The organism is Streptomyces liangshanensis, from assembly GCF_011694815.1.
Classification (GTDB): domain Bacteria; phylum Actinomycetota; class Actinomycetes; order Streptomycetales; family Streptomycetaceae; genus Streptomyces; species Streptomyces liangshanensis.
In genome coordinates, this window is sequence record NZ_CP050177.1 from 6768776 (window position 1) to 6783595 (window position 14820).

Sequence of the window (14820 nt, forward strand, 5' to 3'; positions counted from 1 at the left end):
GGGCCGGCCGCCTCAGAGGGCGGTGAGGTAGCCGGGCAGGGCGATCGACGGGTCGAGGTCGTCCGCCGGTACGGGCGGGCCGTAGCCCCGTACGACCGGGACCACACCGCTCCAGTACGGCAGCGCCAGGTCCTCGGCCTCGTCGTTGGGGCCGCCCGTCCTGACCTTCGCGGAGACCTCGTCGAGATCGAGGCGGATCACGGCGGTCGCCGCCAGTTCCTTGGCATCGGCCGGGCGCGAGTCGGCCGCGCGGCCGGGTACGACGTGGTCGACGATCGCGTCGAGAGCCGTGCGCCGCTCCTCGGGGTCGGTCACCTGGCGGGCGACGCCGTGCACCACCACGGAGCGGTAGTTGATCGAGTGGTGGAAGGCGGAGCGCGCCAGGACCAGGCCGTCGACATGGGTGACCGTCAGGCACACGGCGAGGCCCGGGTCGTCGGTACCGGCACCCGCCCCGGCCAGCAGCAGCGGGCGCGAGCCGGTCGAGCCGTGGACGTACAGCCGCTCGCCCACCCGGCCGTAGAGGGTCGGCAGGACGACCGGCGCGCCGTCGCGTACGAAGCCGAGGTGGCAGATGTACGTCTCGTCGAGTATGGCGTGGACCAGTTCGCGGTCGTACGAGGCCCGTTCGCGCGAACGGCTCGGGACCGTGCGCGCGGTGGGCCGGTAGGAGCCGGAGGCTTCCTGTGACTCCGCGCCCTGCGGTGTCGACGGCCGCGGGGCGGTGTCCTGTCCCGGCTGTGCGCTCTCCGTCATTTGCTTCCTCCATTGCACTAGTGCATAGTAATCTTTGTGCTAGGAGAGTATCGGATCCAAGGTCGGCGTGCGGCGGACATTTCCGCGAGTGTGGAGCGGGCGGTCGGCTCCGGAGAGCTGGGACCGGGCCAACTGCTGCCTCCCATGCGGGAGTTGGCGACGGAGTTGGGGGTCAATCCGAACACCGTCGCGGCCGCCTACCGCACGCTGCGCGAGCGCGGGGTGATCGAGACGGCGGGACGCAGGGGCAGTCGCGTACGGGAGCGGCCGGCCAGCACGTCCCGGGGGTCGATCCGAGTGGAGGCGCCCCCCGGCGTACGGGACGTGTCGGCGGGCAATCCCGATCCCGCCCTGCTGCCGAAGCTGGACCACGCGCTCGCCGCCGCCGCGCGGCGCCACGCGGAGCGGCCCGGGATGTACGGCGAGGCCGCCGTCGACCCGGAGTTCGCGCGGCTCGCCCGCGCGGCACTGGACGCCGACGGGGTGCCCGACGGGCCGGTGGCCGTCATGTCGGGGTCGCTCGACGCGATCGAACGGGTGCTGGCGGCTCACCTCCGGCCCGGGGACGCCGTCGCCGTGGAGGACCCGAGCTGGGGGAGCCTGCTGGACCTCGTGTCGGCGCTCGGGTTGCGGCCCGTGCCGGTGGGCGTGGACGACGAAGGCCCGCTGCCCGGTGACCTGGAGCGGGCGCTGCGCGATGGCGTCCGCGCCGTGGTCGTCACCGATCGCGCGCAGAATCCGACGGGCGCGGCGGTGAGCGCGCCCCGCGCGGCGCGACTGCGGGAGGTGCTCGGCGCCCGCCCCGGGGTGCTGGTGATCGAGGACGACCACGGCCACCACTTCGTGGACCTGCCCCTGCACCCGCTCGCCGGGGCCACCGACAGCTGGGCGCTGGTGCGGTCCACCGCGAAGGCGTACGGACCGGACCTGCGCCTCGCGGTCCTGACGGGCGACGCCGTGACCGTCGACCGGGTGACGGGCCGTCAGCGTCTCGGCCCCGGCTGGGTCAGCCGCCTCCTCCAGCTGGCCGTCGTGGACCTGTGGACCTCGCGCGCGGTGGACGTCGCGGCGGTGTCCCGCGCCTACGGCGAACTGCGCGACGCGCTCGTACGGGCCCTGGCGGAACGGGGTGTGCGGGCCTACGGACGCAGTGGCATGAACGTGTGGGTGCCGGTGGCCGACGAGACGAGCGCGGTCGCGGGCCTGCTGCACGCGGGATGGGCGGTCGCGCCGGGGGCGCGCTTCCGGGTCGCGACCCCGGCGGCGGTACGGGTCACGGTGTCGGGGCTCACGGTCGGCGACCTCGCGTCGCTCGCCGACGCGCTGGCCGCGGCGGCGGGACCGGCGACCGCGCGCAGCTACGGCTGAGCGCCTCGCGAGCAGGACTGACGGTTCGCGGCCAGGACTGACGGTTCGGGCGGTTACGGCCGGCTGTTCGCCGACACCGGAGCGGGTACGGGCGGGGGCGTCGCGGTCAGGTCCGTCCGGTCCGCCCCGGGCGTCCCGCCGTCTTCCGGTCCGCGCTTCCGGGACTTCCGCGGCCTGCTCTGCGTCAGGGCGGCGCCGGCCAGGATGACCACCGCGCCGACGGGGGTGTTCCAGCTCAGCGGCTCCCCCAGGAGGGTCACCCCGGCGGCCGTGGCGATGACCGGGATGAAGTACGTGACCATCGCGCCGATCGTCGGGCCCACCTCGGCGACCACGCCGTACTGGAGCAGGATCGCCAGGCCGGTCCCCAGCGCGCCGAGCACCACCACCGACAGTAGCGGCCACACCGGGAACGAGGCCGGCATGGTGGTGAACAGCGGTGTCACGACGGCCAGTTGCGCGGTGGCGAGGAGCAACTGCGTGCCGGTGAGCGAGAGATGCGAGTGGCTGCCGCCCGCCAGCGTGCGGCGTACGTAGATCCAGCCGACCGGGTAGCTCAGCGACGCCAGCAGGGCCATGGCCGTACCGGTGACGTCGAGGCCGGAGAAGCCCTGCCAGGCGCCGAGGACGGTCAGCACCCCGAGGAATCCGATGCCGACCCCGGCCACGCGGCGGCGGGTGGGCCGGTCCTCGGACAGGGCCACGAAGGACAGGAGCATGCCCCACAGGGGCGAGGTCGCGTTGCAGATGCCCGCGAGCGTCGAGGGGATCGTCAGCTCGGAGTACGCGAACAGCGAGAACGGCAGCGCGTTCAGGAGGAAGGCCGCAACGGCGAGATGGCCCCAGGTGCGCAGCCCCCGGGGGAGGCGCTCGCGCTTCCACACGAGGGCGACCGCGATGACCGCCGTACCGAACAGGAGGCGTCCGAAGGTGACTTGGAAGGGCGCGAAGCTGTCGGTGCCCACCTTGATGAACAGGAAGCTGAAGCCCCAGATGAGGGAGAGCGCCGCGAACCGGACGCGCCAGCCGATGACGCGGCGGGGGGAGCGCGGGCGGGCGGGGGAAGCGGCGGCGGGGGCCGGGCGAGGCGAGGCGGCGGAGCTCATGGTCCTCACCTTGGCCCGAACCATCTCGTAGGACAAGCGAGATTTCGTGCCGCTCATGTCGTAGCATCGCTTACATGTTGAATCTGGAGCGACTGCGGACGCTGGACGCGCTGGCCCGGCACGGTTCGGTGAGCGGCGCGGCCGAGGGGCTGCACGTGACCACCTCCGCCGTCTCCCAGCAACTGGCCAAGTTGGAGCGCGAGGTGGGTCAGCAGCTGCTCGCCAAGAACGGGCGGGGAGTGCGCCTCACGGACGCGGGCCGGCTGCTCGCCGATCACGCCGCGCGGATCATCTCGCAGGTCGAGGTCGCCCAGTCGGACATCGAGGCGCAGCGCGGCCGGGTGGTGGGTGACGTGCGGATGGCGGCCTTCCCGACGGCGGCGCGCGGGCTGTTCCCGGTCGCGCTCCGGGCGCTGTGCGACACCCATCCGGAACTACGCGTCATGGCGCGGGAGCTGGAGCCCGAGGCCGGTATCAGGGGAGTCCTCAGGGGCGATCTCGATCTCGCCGTGGTGCTGGACTGGAACAACAAGCGGCTGCCCGTGCCCGGCGGTCTCGCCATGGCGCATCTCCTCGACGACGCGGCCGACGTGGCGATGCCCGCCGACCACCCGCTCGCGGGGCGGGCGGAGGTGGACCTGGAGGAGTTCGCCGACGACGCGTGGGTGTCGTGGCCGGAGGGCGAGTTCTGTCACGACTGGCTGATGTTCACGCTCCGCTCCAAGGGCGTGGAGCCGCGCATCGGCCACCTCGCGGGGGAGCACCACACCCAACTCGCGCTGATCGCGGCGGGCCTCGGTGTCTGTGTCGCGCCGCGGCTGGGGCGCGGACCGGTGCCGGAGGGCGTGGCGGTCGTCCCCGTACGGCAGAAGATGTGGCGGCACATCCACGCCGTGTGGCGCACCGACGCCGGCCGCCGCCCCTCGATCAGGGCGGCGGTGGAGGCGCTCGGTGCGGCGGCGCGGACGGTCGAGGAGTAAGCCGAGGGCTAAGGGGTCCGGGGCGTATGCGTAAGCGCGGTGTCATGCGAGGGTGATCGAGTCCCCGGTGACCTTGATCGACGCGGCGGGCAGGGCCTGGGTCGCGGGCCCCTGCTTGACGCTGCCGTCCGCGACGCTGAACTGGCTCCCGTGACAGGGGCAGTTGATGACTCCGTTCGTCACGGTCGTCACCGCGCACCCCTGGTGGGTGCACTTGGACGAGAAGGCCTTGAACTGCCCCGCCTCGGGCTGGGTGACCACCACGCCCTGGTCGTCGAAGATCTTGCCGCCGCCCTCGGGGATGTCGGTCGTCTTCGCGAGGACGTCGCCGGCCGCGACGTCGCCGGGCTTCTGGTCCGCCGTGTCCGGCTTGCCGGCCGTCCCCGACGTGTCGTTCCCGCATGCCACGAGCGCCGCGCCCAGCCCCGCGGCGCCGGCCGCGGCGACGATGGTCCTGCGCGTCACGATCCGTGCGGTGCCCTGCGTTCCCGTCATGCTGCGTACCTCTCTCCTGGCCGCCACTACGCCGGCCGATCACCGGAAAGTACGGACAAACCCGCCTCCGTGTTCACGCGTCGGCCGAACTGTCCGGAAGGGCCGGTCGGTGTCCCCGGATTTCTCCGTGTACCCCGCCTCGTACCCCGCTTCCCTGTGAATCCTCCGTGAGGAGGACACGATCGACGATCTTCCGCGCCGGGTGGGGAGTTCCTCGTTCGTGTGGACGTTGTCACGTTGCCGGTCGGGGGCTTCGGGTTGACGCGTCGGCGGCGGAGTCGGACATTTGATGAAACGCACATACGCGGTTCCCGCGGGCAGACCACCAGGAGGGTCATGTACGCCACGTACCGATCCCGAGCTGTTGTCCCCGCGCTGGCCTGCGCGGTGATCGCCGTGCTCGGCGGCTCGTCCGCCGTGGGCGGGAGCGGTGCCACCGCCACCGCGGCGGCCGGACCGCCGGGGACGGCGGCGGTGACCGCGCCCGCGGCGACGAGCGAGCCGACGGGGGCCGGGACGACCGAAGCGCGGCCGACGGCGACCGGGACGCCCGGCGAGGCGTCCGGGACGCCCTCGCCGCACGCCCCGTCCCCGCGGATCGTCAACGCCACGCTGACGATCCCGTCCATCGACATCAAGGCGCTGAAGGTGGTCCCGTACAAGGGCACGACCGACGACTGGCCGGGGACCCGGATCCAGGACCGCGGCCTGGCCGCCAGTCCGTACGGCCCCGACGGGGGCGTCGGCCCCGGTCAGGTCGGCAACTACCTGGTCACGGGCCACCGCCTCTCCGCGGGCGGCCCGCTGAACAAGGTGCCGTCGCTCAAGACGGGCGACCGTGTATACGTCACGGCCGACGGGACCACGTACGAGTACCGGATCACGGAGTCCCGCATCACCTCCTTCCGCTCCGCGGCCTCCCTCGCCGACCAGCGGGCCGCGGTCCCCGGCGAACCGGGCAGGACCCCGACGAAGGCGATGATCACGCTCTCCACGTGCGCGACACCGGAGGACAACGCGGCGGGCAACTTCTGGCGCGACGACCGGCACAACCCGGAACACCGCATCGACAGGATCGGCGAACTGGTGGCCGAGAAGAAGGCTTCGACTCCTTGAGCGGTGGCCCGGGCCCCAGGTGTCGTGCTGCGGTCAGCCGCCTGTCTCCTCCGGGGGTGTCCGGAGGGCGAGGACGTTCCGGATCCCCTGCTCCAGGACCGCGTCGGCCAGTTGCGGGTCCGCCAGGGCGCGGGAGAGTTGCAGCGTCCCCACCATCAGGGCGAAGACGCTGAGCGTCCTCACCCGTGCCGCCTCCGAATCGCCCTGCCCTCGGCGGGTATTGATGCCGTCGATGACGCCCAGGACACCTTCGGTGTAGGCCTGTTTGGTGGCGTCGGTGGAACGCGCGATCTCGTCGAGCAGGGCGGCGGAGGGGCAGCCGTCCCCCGGGTTGTCGCGATGGCGGGCCGAGAGATAGCCGCGTACGAAACCGTCGGCGGGCCCGCCCGCGGCCGCCTGCTCGGCGAAGTCCTCCGCCTGCGCCCTGAGCTGGTCGGCGACCGCGTGGACGAGCAGGTCCTCCTTGGAGGAGAAGTGGGCGTAGAAGGCGCCGTTGGTCAGGCCCGCGTCCGACATGAGCCCGGCGATTCCCGAACCGTCGATACCGTCCTCTTTGAACCGGCGCCCCGCCGTTTCGACGATCCGCTGCCGGGTCTCCTGCTTGTGCTCTTTCCCGTACCGTGCCATGGAGTCCTCCAGATGTGGGAGGAGTACGTGCCTCCTCGCCCTCCACTGTGACATTACATTCATACGCCAAAGGGGGGCGGGGCTCTCACCTGCTGGTTCGCCGGTTCAGAGGACGGCGTCGGCGAGGCGTCCGATCTCGTCCAGGTCCGCGAGGGCCGGGTGGAGGATCAACTCGTCGGCTCCGATCGCGGCGAACGACCGGACGGCCTCCCTCACTTCGTCCGCTCCGACGTGTACGGCGTTCGCGACGGCGTCGGCGTACTCGGCTCCGACGGCCGCGTAGTAGTCCCGTATGTTGTCGCGTCCGCGCGCGGCGTCGCCGAAGGCGAAGTAGGCGATGGCCACGAGTTTCGGGGCGTCCTCGCGTCCTTGTTCCTTCCACGCCTGCCTGGCGAGGTCGAAGAACGGCACCACGGCGGGCGCGGGCAGGCTCCCCGCGATGTAGCCCTGTCCCCAGGTGGCCATCCTCCTGAAGGCCACCGGGGCCAGACCGCCGAACAGCAGCGGAATCGGCCGGGTGGCGGCGGGGACCGCCGCGTTCACGCCGCCGCCGACCGGCTCGCCGCGCCAGACACCGTGGTAGGTCTCCAGGTCACGGTCCATGCGCCCGCCGAGTCCCTCGGGCGGCAGGCCGTCGACCACGAAGTCGTCCGGGCGGTTGCCGCCGATGCCCACACCGAGGGTGAGGCGGCCCCCGGACATCCCGTCGATCCCGGCGAGTTCCTTCGCGAGGAGCACCGGGGGCCACACGGTGGTGAGCATGATGGTGCTGCTCAGCCCGATCGTGCGGGTGGCGGCCGCCGCTCCGGCTAGCACCACGGTGTCGGCCATTCCGGGATACGCGGTCCTCCCCACGGTCGCGAGGGTGGAGAACCCCGCGCTCTCGGCCCGTGCCGACCATTCCGGGATGATCCTGGGGTCCACACCGCGAACCTGGTTGGGGAGCCCTATTCCGATCTTCATTTCGTACCTTCCTTGTGTGCTGAGGGTGCGTGCGCGGCGTCGAAGCCGCGTCGGCCGGGAATCCGGTGGCGGCGGTCAGGCGAGGGTCGCTTCGAGGGCGGAGTAGGAGCCGGACCCGGTGACGGTCCTGCCGAGGGTGAAGCCGGCGTCGGCGAGGAGCCGGCGCCATTCGGTCTCGCTGCGCTGACGACCGCCCAGCATCCCGAGCATGGTGATGTCGATCATCTTGGTGGGGTGCGGGGCGTCGCCCTCGGGCACGACCATGTCGATGACGACCAGCCGGGCACCGGCCGGCGCGGCCGCCGAGACGTTGCCCAGGATCCGTAGCGCGGACGGGTTGTCCCAGTCCTGGAGGACGGCGGACAGGACATAGACGTCCGCACGGGGTACGGCCTCGAAGAAGTCGCCCGGGACGATCCGCACCCGCTCGCCGAGTCCCGCGGCCTCGATCAGCGGGCGGGCGGCGGAGACGGTGCTCGGCAGGTCGAAGAGGATGCCCTTGCGTTCCGGATCGCGGGCGAGCAGTGCCGCCAGCAGCGTGCCGTCCGCCCCGCCGATGTCGGCGACGGTCTCGCCGGCGGGAAGGTCGTAGACGCTCAGCAGATCACCCCGCGCGTTCTGGGTGAAACCGGCCATCGCCTTGTTCTGCAACTCCGCCAGCTCGGGATTCTCGTCGATCCAGTCGAAGAAGGGCTTGCCGAGGAACAGGCCGGCGGCGGGCTCGCCGGTCCGCACGGTGTCGAGCAGCCTTCCGAACGGGGCGTAGTGGGTCCGGTGGAAGTAGCGGGCCACGTCACGCAGGGAGTCGGCCGGGCCGTCGGCGAGCGTGTGGCCGAGATCGGTGAGCTCGACGCTGTCCTCGAAGGTGCGGAACACGTCGTGCTGTGCCAGGAAGCGGATGATCCGCCCCAGGGCGTCGGCGTCCGCGCCCACCTCCGCCGCGAGGTCGCCGACCTCGCGCGGCCCTTTCAGCAGGGCGGTCGCCACCCCGAGTTCGGCGACGGCGAAGGCGGCCTGGGACACCTGGAAGCCGGTGAGCAGTTCGTGCATCCGGGCGGCGGGGGGCGGTTCGGTGGCGCGCGGGTTCGTCTTGTTCCTCATCATATTATGATCGTAATGCAATAAGGCCGGATCTGGCCAGCGCCATACAGATCGATGATTAGACGGCTCGGGGCTATCCGCGGCGCGGCCCCGATGGTGACTCAGCGTGCCGTAAGAAATACATAAGATCGTGGGCGTGAGGGGGAACTTCCGGGGCACACGCTGTTCTGGAGGTTGATAACTATGGTTCCCCTGCTACTCGTTCTTCTGCTCGCCCTGATTCTTTTCGGTGCGGGCTTCGCACTCAAGATTCTGTGGTGGATCGCCATCATCGTTCTGGTGGTGTGGCTTCTCGGCTTCGTCGTCCGCCCGGCGGGCGGTGGTGGCAAGCGAGGCCGCTGGTACCGCTGGTAGACAGCGTTCCCAGCACGCGCGGGTGGGGCCGGACATGGTGTCCGGCCCCACCCGCGTTTCCATGTCCCGGGCAACGGCGGCGACTTGTGAACGCCCGACGGGAAAAGCGTCGAGAAGCTGGGAAGGGACCGGTCCGGGAAACGTCAATTCCGCGAATCGGGGAAGGTGCACCGTGGTGGCCGGGTGGCCGCCGTGGCGCACAGGGAACCGCGCCTCCAGCACGGCGTGCCCCCGGTCACCTCGCTCAGCGCTGACTCCGCGTGACGACCGGCGCGTCCAGGCGCGCCGCGAAGATGATCGTGTCGTCCTCCTGCTCGGCTCCGAACTCCTCCAGCAGGCTGTCGCACAGCGCCTCGGGGGCGGACGGACCGTGGAGGGACGCCAGACGCAGCGCGTCCAACCGGTCGGACAGGTCGCTGTCCCGCGTCTCGATGAGCCCGTCGCTGATCATCAGGAGCAGACTCCCCGGCTTGATGTCGTAGGCGGTCGCGACGGGCTGCGGGAGCCCGATCCCGAGCAGCGGCCCGTGCTCCGTGAGGAAGTCCGCCTCGTCGTCCGGCGAGACCAGCAACGGAGGCAGGTGGCCCGCGTTGGCGACATGGATCCGGCTGTGGCACGGCTCCACGAGGACCACGCACACCGTGGCGGTCCACCCCCGGTGATGGAGCCCCAGAAGGTGGTCCAGACGCTCCAGCAGGACGTGCGGGGGATGGGCCTCGGCGGCGTACGCCCGCAGGGCGTGGCGCAGTTCGCCCATGATGATCGCGGCCTGGAGGGAGTGGCCGACCACGTCGCCGACCGCGAGCAGGAGCCCCGCCTCGGTGACCACGGCCTCGTAGAAGTCACCGCCGATCTGCTTCTCCGCCGCCGCGGCCAGATAACGCACCGCGAGCTCCGCGCCGGCCACTTCCGGCAGGTGCTCGGGCAGGAAGGTGCGCTGGAGGGTCAGGGCGAGCTGGTGCTCCTCGTCGTAGAGGGCGACCACGCCCCGGTTGGTCTCCTCCAGTTCGGCGGTCAGCTCCGTGTAGAGCGCGACCACTCCCTGGTTCGTCTCCACCAGTTCGGCGTTCAGGCGCGCGAGTTCGTCGCGCTGCGACCGCGACTCCTCCAGGGCGGCCATCAGGTCCGCGGTCTGCGCCCGTAGGTCCTCCAGCGCCCCGGTGACCGGTGTCTGCGCCCGCAGGGCCGCGCTGATGGCCGTCGCCGCGCCCCGCGCGGGCGCGGACGGCGGAAGGGCGGCACCCAGCTCGATACGCCCGCCGGGCCCCGTACCGGCCGGCGCGGGCCGGTAGCTGGTGGAGGACAGCAGACGTCCGACCGCGTCGAGGGACTCCGCGCTCGGGACCCGCTCGTCGGGCCAGACCAGGTCGACCCTGAGCTGCGCGGCCGTCTCGTCCATCAGGAAGGTGGCCGTCATCGCCGTACCGGGCCGGAGCAGGTCGCGGCCCAGTTCGCTCAGCGCCGCGGCCAGCCGTACCTGATCACGGGGTTCCAGGCCGGCCGCGACGGCGGCCGTCTTGGCCTGGCGGCGCAGGACGAAGACGTCCTGTTCGGAAATGAGCGAGACGGCCAGCAGCGTGGTGGGCACGGTCACCAGAGCTCCTTGGCGATCACCACGCTGGCGTCGTCGCGACGCGTCCCCGCCTGCCGCAGCAATCCCGTCGCCAGCACACCCGCCCGATGCGAGAACAGGCCGCTGAGGTCCTCGGGAGCCCAGCGCTCCGTGAGTCCGTCGGAATGCATGATCAGGGCTCCGTGAGCGGGTAGCTGGTGTTCGTACGTGCGGGGCGGGTGGATCTGGTGGCCCACGATGCCCGGGTGCGACAGCAGGTTGCTGCGGCTGGTGGCGGTGACCAAAGCCGCGGTGATGTTGCCGACACCGCAGAACAGCAGCCGGTTGCCGTCCGGTTCGATCCGCGCGACCGCCACGGCCGCTCCGCGCGTCCCGCGCAGCGCCCGGTGGATCTCCTGCACGGCCTGTTCCGGCAGCCGGCTCGTACCGGTACGGAACGCCTGGACCGCGGCCTGGCCGGCCAGGGACGCCAACGGGCCGTGTCCCAGACCGTCGCAGAGCATGACCATGATGCCGGGGCCCGGGCCCGCGACGGCCGCCCGCACGGGAACCGAACGAGCCGACCTGCCGGCGGCCGGGGAGCGCAGGGGTGTCCCGGGGGACGAGGTCCGGGCGAGGGTGAGCGCCGCCCAGTCGGTGACGGCCGGGGCCGAAGGGGCACCGTCCGGCGCGGCCGCCGGACGGGCGGCCGGCGCGGCCCGCTCCGTACCGCTGTCCGCCCGGTGGGGGTCGAGCCGGGTGGCCCAGGCGTCGCCGCAGACCCGTTCGCCGCTGATGGGGCGGGTGACGCCGCTCACGGCCGGTTCCCGGTCGCCCACGTCGCGGGGGAGGGGGCGCGGCCAGAAGCGGGCGAGCTGGACGGTCCCGTGACCGGGCCGGGAATGGATGTCGAAGACGTCCGCGAGCCGCCGTACGGCTCCGAGCCCGATGCCCAGGGTCCCGGACGTGGACGAACCGTCCAGCAGGGACGCGGCCACGTCCGCCATCCCGGGACCGTGGTCGACCACCACCACCTCGACGCCCGCGACCTCCCGGGTGCGTATCGCGCGCAGGAGGAGCGACGCGTCCACGGAGTGGTTCGTCATGTTGGTCACCAGCTCCGCCACCGCCAGGACCAGCTCGGCCGTACGGTGCTCGCTCAGCCCGGTCCTGCGGCCCAGCGCCGCGGCCGCGCCGCGCGCGGCACCGGGCTGGTCGCGGAACCACGCCACGTCCTCGCAGTCCACCAGGAGCGGGCCGGCGTTCACCGGGCCCACTTGGTGATCGTGACCGTCGTCCCCTGCCCCGGGGCGCTCTCGAGGACGAAGTCGTCCACCAGCCGCTTGGAGCCGGACAGGCCGAGGCCCATGCCGTTGCCGGAGGTCCAGCCGTCCGTCAGGGCCAGACCGACGTCCTCGATCCCGGGTCCCTGGTCCGCGAACACCACGCGTACTCCGCGCCGGCCCTGCCGGGCCACCAGGGTGGCCGTCATGGTGCCGCCCCCTCCGTAGATCAAGGTGTTACGGGCCAGTTCGCTCGCGGCCGTCACCAGCTTCGTCTGCTCGACCAGCGAGAGGCGGCATTCCTGCGCCAGCCCGCGGACGGCCTGACGGGCCATCACCACGCCGTCGTTGGCGGTGATCGACAGCACGTGCTCGGTCACCGGAGGATCTGGTCGGGGTCGGCCACCCCGTCGTCGCTCTCGGCGGCGTCCCGGCCGCTTCCCCCGCCCGAGCCGTACCCGCCGTCGGCGTCGGACTCTCCCGCGACGCCGGGCAGCGACCTGGCACGGGAGCGTTCCAGCGCGCGCAGGCCCTTGTCCAGGGTCAGTGCCGTGGTGACACCTCCCAGCGACAGACCCAGTTCGACCAGCGTGATCGCCACGGCCGGGCGCATGCCCACCACGACGGTCTCCGCGTCCAGCATGCGCGAGATGGAGGCGATGGTGGACAGCATCCGGCCGACGAAGGAGTCGACGATCTCCACCGCGGTGATGTCGATCACCACGCCGTGCGCCCCGGTCTCCACGACCTTCGCCGCGAGATCGTCCTGCAACAGCATCACGGCCTGGTCGTCCAGGTCGGTCTGGATGGACACCAGCAGGACCTGGCCGATGCGCAGCACCGGCACCCGCTCGCTCATCGGCCCAGCCCGGTCTTCCCACCGGCCGTCAGGGTCGTCCCCGAGCGGCGCAGCGCGTGCCGCAGGGCGTCGGCGAGGGTGGCCTTGGTGGTGATGTCGCCGAAGTCGATGCCCAGGGCCACGATGGTCTGCGCGATCTGCGGCCGGATACCGGAGATCGTGCACTCGGCGCCCATCAGCCGGGCGGCGACCACGGTCTTCAGCAGGTGCTGGGCGACCTCGGTGTCCACGGCCGGGACACCTGTGATGTCGATGATGGCCTGCTCGGACCCGGTGTCGATGAGGGCCTGGAGCATCTTCTCCATCACGACCATCGTGCGCGCCGAGTCCAGGGTGCCCACCAGCGGAACGCCGATCACCCCGTCCCAGAGCTTGACCACGGGCGTCGACAGCTCCAGCAGCTGTTCGGCCTGGGCGCTGATCAGCTCCTCGCGCGCCTGCGTGTAGGTCTCGATGGTGAACAGGCCGAGACTGTCCAGGAGGCGGGACAGCTGGAGGAACGCCCGCAGGTCGTCGCCGTCACCACCGGCGAGCGCCGGCTCCAGTACGGACTTCAGCGCGAAGACGCTGACGGCGGTCTCGGACGGGGTGAACCCCTGCCGTGCCCTGTTGCGCGACAGCTCGGTGAGCAGCGCGCGCACCTCGCCGAACGCCTCGTCGCCCGCGTCCAGGCTGCCCTTGCCGAGCGCGGAGAGCAGCGCCGCGTACAGCTCGCGCAGCTCGTGTTCCACCTCGGTGCGGCTGACCCGCCCGCCGAGGGAGCCGGAGACTTCGGCGACCCAGCCGGCGGCGAGGTTGTCGTCACCACCGGACAGCAGGGTCACCAGACGCCCCGTAACGTTTTCACCAGCCACAACGCACATCCTTGCTTGGTATGGAGACCTAGGGGCCTCCCGAACACTAGGCCATCCGTGGATCCTCCTTGTCCTTACCGCAACGATCCCTGTTATGCCTGGGAAGATCCCGATCTTGCGCCGACCCCGCCGAGGGGGCCGCGCGTCGCCTATCCGGAGCGGCCGGACGCCGTGGCGACCACGTGTTCCAGCAGCTGGATGTGGTCGGGCAGCGTGTCCAGCCCCGCTTTCCGTCCACCGCGGCGTACGGAGTCCTCGTAGCCCGCGATGGCGTGCGCGCCGTAGGCGTCGACCAGGGCCACGTACACCCAGTAGGTCTTGCCCGGCGGAAAGTTCAGCCCTACGGGACGAACTTCACACTTCCACGTGGTGAAGCGCGCCACCGTGCACGGGTCGCCCGGAATGAAGTACCGGTCGGCGGCCGGATCCCTCACGACGGCCCACAGCGCGTGCGAGCCGGGTAATCCGTTGACCGTTCCGGAGATCCGGAGGGTGGGGCCGAGCCGGGAGCCGTCCGCCTGGTCGATGTCCACGGTGGGCTGCGGGCCGGGGCCGAAGGGAGGCATGCCCGGTGGCGGGCCCGGCGGCCTCCGGTCGTCGCGGCCCAGGTCCGTACCGCCGTTCCGGCCGCCGCCCGCCGTCATCTCGGAGACCAGGATGGTCCCCATCACGCCGATGATCGCGACCACCACGGCCACCACGCCGTTGGCGGCGATGGGGTTCCGCTCCCACCAGGACGGATGGCCTTCCCGTCTCCCGCGTCCACCGCCCGCGCGTCCGCCGCCGGTTTCCCCTTCGTCGTTCATATCCGCTCCCTCCGCAGCGCGGACCACCCTCGGATTACGAGAACGGAAGCGGTTCGGGAAGAGACACGAAGCCGCGCGAGAACCATCCGTTCACGGGAGCGGCAAGGTGCGGGGCGGTGCCGGGGGAGTACGCCCGCGCGCGGAGCCGCGGGGTTCACCACGGGGGCACCGGGCGCCGGGCGTCGGGTATCGGGCGTCGCGAGGTTGGCGGCGTCAGAGACCCGGGCCGACGTAGCCGGGGTCCGGGTCCTGCCGGGGGGTCCACCACTCCAGGAGCCCCCACATCCCGAGCGCGAGCGCGGCCACGCCCGCGAGCAGGGCGAGCCAGGGGCGCCCGGTCCGGCGTACGGTCAGCCCCCAGGCCAGGAGCGGAAGCAGCGCGCCGCCCAGCGCGATCAGCGGGAGATCGACGTAGATCACGCTCAGATCCCGGGCATGGCCCTCGAACCCGCCGTCGATGCTGAACGCCGCCCGCGGCGCCCACACCGACGGCGCGACCGCCGCGCCGAGGCCGGCGAGAAGGCAACCGGCGCCGCCGGTGGCGTTCGACAGGGTGCCTCTGGTCCCGTCCACCGGATCCTTGTCCATGCCAGTGACGGA

Annotated in this window: 17 protein-coding genes; 4 read left to right on the forward strand and 13 right to left on the reverse strand. The window is 72.0% G+C overall.

Going from position 1 to position 14820, the window contains the following annotated elements:
* Nucleotides 1-12: 12 nt before the first annotated feature.
* The gene (locus HA039_RS29380) at nt 13-756 is read right to left on the reverse strand and encodes a pyridoxamine 5'-phosphate oxidase family protein (protein ID WP_167034389.1); all 744 of its coding nucleotides are present in this window, start codon (nt 754-756) and stop codon (nt 13-15) included.
* Between the two features lie 36 nt (nt 757-792).
* Here HA039_RS29380 and HA039_RS29385 point away from each other — a divergent pair, with 36 nt between their 5' ends.
* A complete protein-coding gene (locus HA039_RS29385; RefSeq protein ID WP_167034391.1) occupies nt 793-2124 on the forward strand; it encodes an aminotransferase class I/II-fold pyridoxal phosphate-dependent enzyme in 1332 nt (443 codons plus the stop codon).
* Between the two features lie 53 nt (nt 2125-2177).
* Here HA039_RS29385 and HA039_RS29390 read toward each other — a convergent pair whose 3' ends face one another.
* Entirely contained in the window at nt 2178-3230 is a 1053-nt protein-coding gene (locus HA039_RS29390) for a DMT family transporter (protein WP_167034393.1), read from the reverse strand.
* A gap of 74 nt (nt 3231-3304) precedes the next feature.
* Here HA039_RS29390 and HA039_RS29395 point away from each other — a divergent pair, with 74 nt between their 5' ends.
* Nucleotides 3305-4210: a LysR family transcriptional regulator gene (locus tag HA039_RS29395; protein ID WP_167034395.1), complete on the forward strand. Its 906-nt coding sequence runs from the start codon at nt 3305-3307 to the stop codon at nt 4208-4210.
* A 42-nt stretch (nt 4211-4252) separates the two neighbouring features.
* Here the strand turns inward: HA039_RS29395 and HA039_RS29400 are convergent, their stop codons facing one another.
* Complete coding sequence (locus HA039_RS29400; RefSeq protein ID WP_167034397.1) at nt 4253-4705, reverse strand: Rieske (2Fe-2S) protein; 453 nt, start codon at nt 4703-4705, stop codon at nt 4253-4255.
* A gap of 336 nt (nt 4706-5041) precedes the next feature.
* On the opposite strand from HA039_RS29400, the gene HA039_RS29405 reads away from it, so the two are divergent.
* Nucleotides 5042-5821, forward strand: coding sequence for a class E sortase (locus HA039_RS29405; protein ID WP_167034399.1), 780 nt, complete (start codon nt 5042-5044; stop codon nt 5819-5821).
* A 33-nt stretch (nt 5822-5854) separates the two neighbouring features.
* Here HA039_RS29405 and HA039_RS29410 read toward each other — a convergent pair whose 3' ends face one another.
* From HA039_RS29410 to HA039_RS29420, 3 genes are all read right to left on the reverse strand, one after another.
* Nucleotides 5855-6448 carry a TetR/AcrR family transcriptional regulator gene (locus HA039_RS29410; RefSeq protein ID WP_167034401.1) on the reverse strand — a complete coding sequence of 198 codons (594 nt, stop codon included), beginning with the start codon at nt 6446-6448 and terminating at the stop codon, nt 5855-5857.
* Between the two features lie 105 nt (nt 6449-6553).
* Complete coding sequence (locus tag HA039_RS29415) at nt 6554-7411, reverse strand: LLM class flavin-dependent oxidoreductase (RefSeq protein WP_167034403.1); 858 nt, start codon at nt 7409-7411, stop codon at nt 6554-6556.
* A 75-nt stretch (nt 7412-7486) separates the two neighbouring features.
* Nucleotides 7487-8515: a methyltransferase gene (locus HA039_RS29420; RefSeq protein WP_167034405.1), complete on the reverse strand. Its 1029-nt coding sequence runs from the start codon at nt 8513-8515 to the stop codon at nt 7487-7489.
* Nucleotides 8516-8695: 180 nt separating this feature from the next.
* Between HA039_RS29420 and HA039_RS29425 the strand changes: the two genes are divergently transcribed.
* A complete protein-coding gene (locus HA039_RS29425; protein WP_167034407.1) occupies nt 8696-8866 on the forward strand; it encodes a hydrophobic protein in 171 nt (56 codons plus the stop codon).
* 244 nt (nt 8867-9110) lie between these two features.
* Here the strand turns inward: HA039_RS29425 and HA039_RS29430 are convergent, their stop codons facing one another.
* The 7 genes from HA039_RS29430 to HA039_RS29460 all read right to left on the reverse strand — a co-directional run bounded on the left by HA039_RS29430 (nt 9111) and on the right by HA039_RS29460 (nt 14808).
* Nucleotides 9111-10460: a PP2C family protein-serine/threonine phosphatase gene (locus HA039_RS29430; protein ID WP_243869800.1), complete on the reverse strand. Its 1350-nt coding sequence runs from the start codon at nt 10458-10460 to the stop codon at nt 9111-9113.
* A complete protein-coding gene (locus HA039_RS29435; RefSeq protein ID WP_167034409.1) occupies nt 10457-11695 on the reverse strand; it encodes an ATP-binding protein in 1239 nt (412 codons plus the stop codon). The genes HA039_RS29430 and HA039_RS29435 overlap by 4 nt, the downstream gene beginning before the upstream one ends.
* Nucleotides 11683-12036 carry an anti-sigma regulatory factor gene (locus tag HA039_RS29440; protein ID WP_167037787.1) on the reverse strand — a complete coding sequence of 118 codons (354 nt, stop codon included), beginning with the start codon at nt 12034-12036 and terminating at the stop codon, nt 11683-11685. Before HA039_RS29440 ends, HA039_RS29435 begins: the two co-directional genes overlap by 13 nt.
* A gap of 41 nt (nt 12037-12077) precedes the next feature.
* Nucleotides 12078-12560 (reverse strand): STAS domain-containing protein, encoded by a 483-nt coding sequence (locus tag HA039_RS29445; protein WP_167034411.1) that lies wholly within the window; start codon nt 12558-12560, stop codon nt 12078-12080.
* Complete coding sequence (locus tag HA039_RS29450) at nt 12557-13414, reverse strand: STAS domain-containing protein (RefSeq protein ID WP_243869802.1); 858 nt, start codon at nt 13412-13414, stop codon at nt 12557-12559. The genes HA039_RS29445 and HA039_RS29450 overlap by 4 nt, the downstream gene beginning before the upstream one ends.
* Nucleotides 13415-13563: 149 nt before the next feature.
* Nucleotides 13564-14220 carry a hypothetical protein gene (locus HA039_RS29455; protein ID WP_167034415.1) on the reverse strand — a complete coding sequence of 219 codons (657 nt, stop codon included), beginning with the start codon at nt 14218-14220 and terminating at the stop codon, nt 13564-13566.
* Between the two features lie 213 nt (nt 14221-14433).
* Complete coding sequence (locus tag HA039_RS29460) at nt 14434-14808, reverse strand: hypothetical protein (RefSeq protein ID WP_167034417.1); 375 nt, start codon at nt 14806-14808, stop codon at nt 14434-14436.
* Nucleotides 14809-14820: the final 12 nt, after the last annotated feature.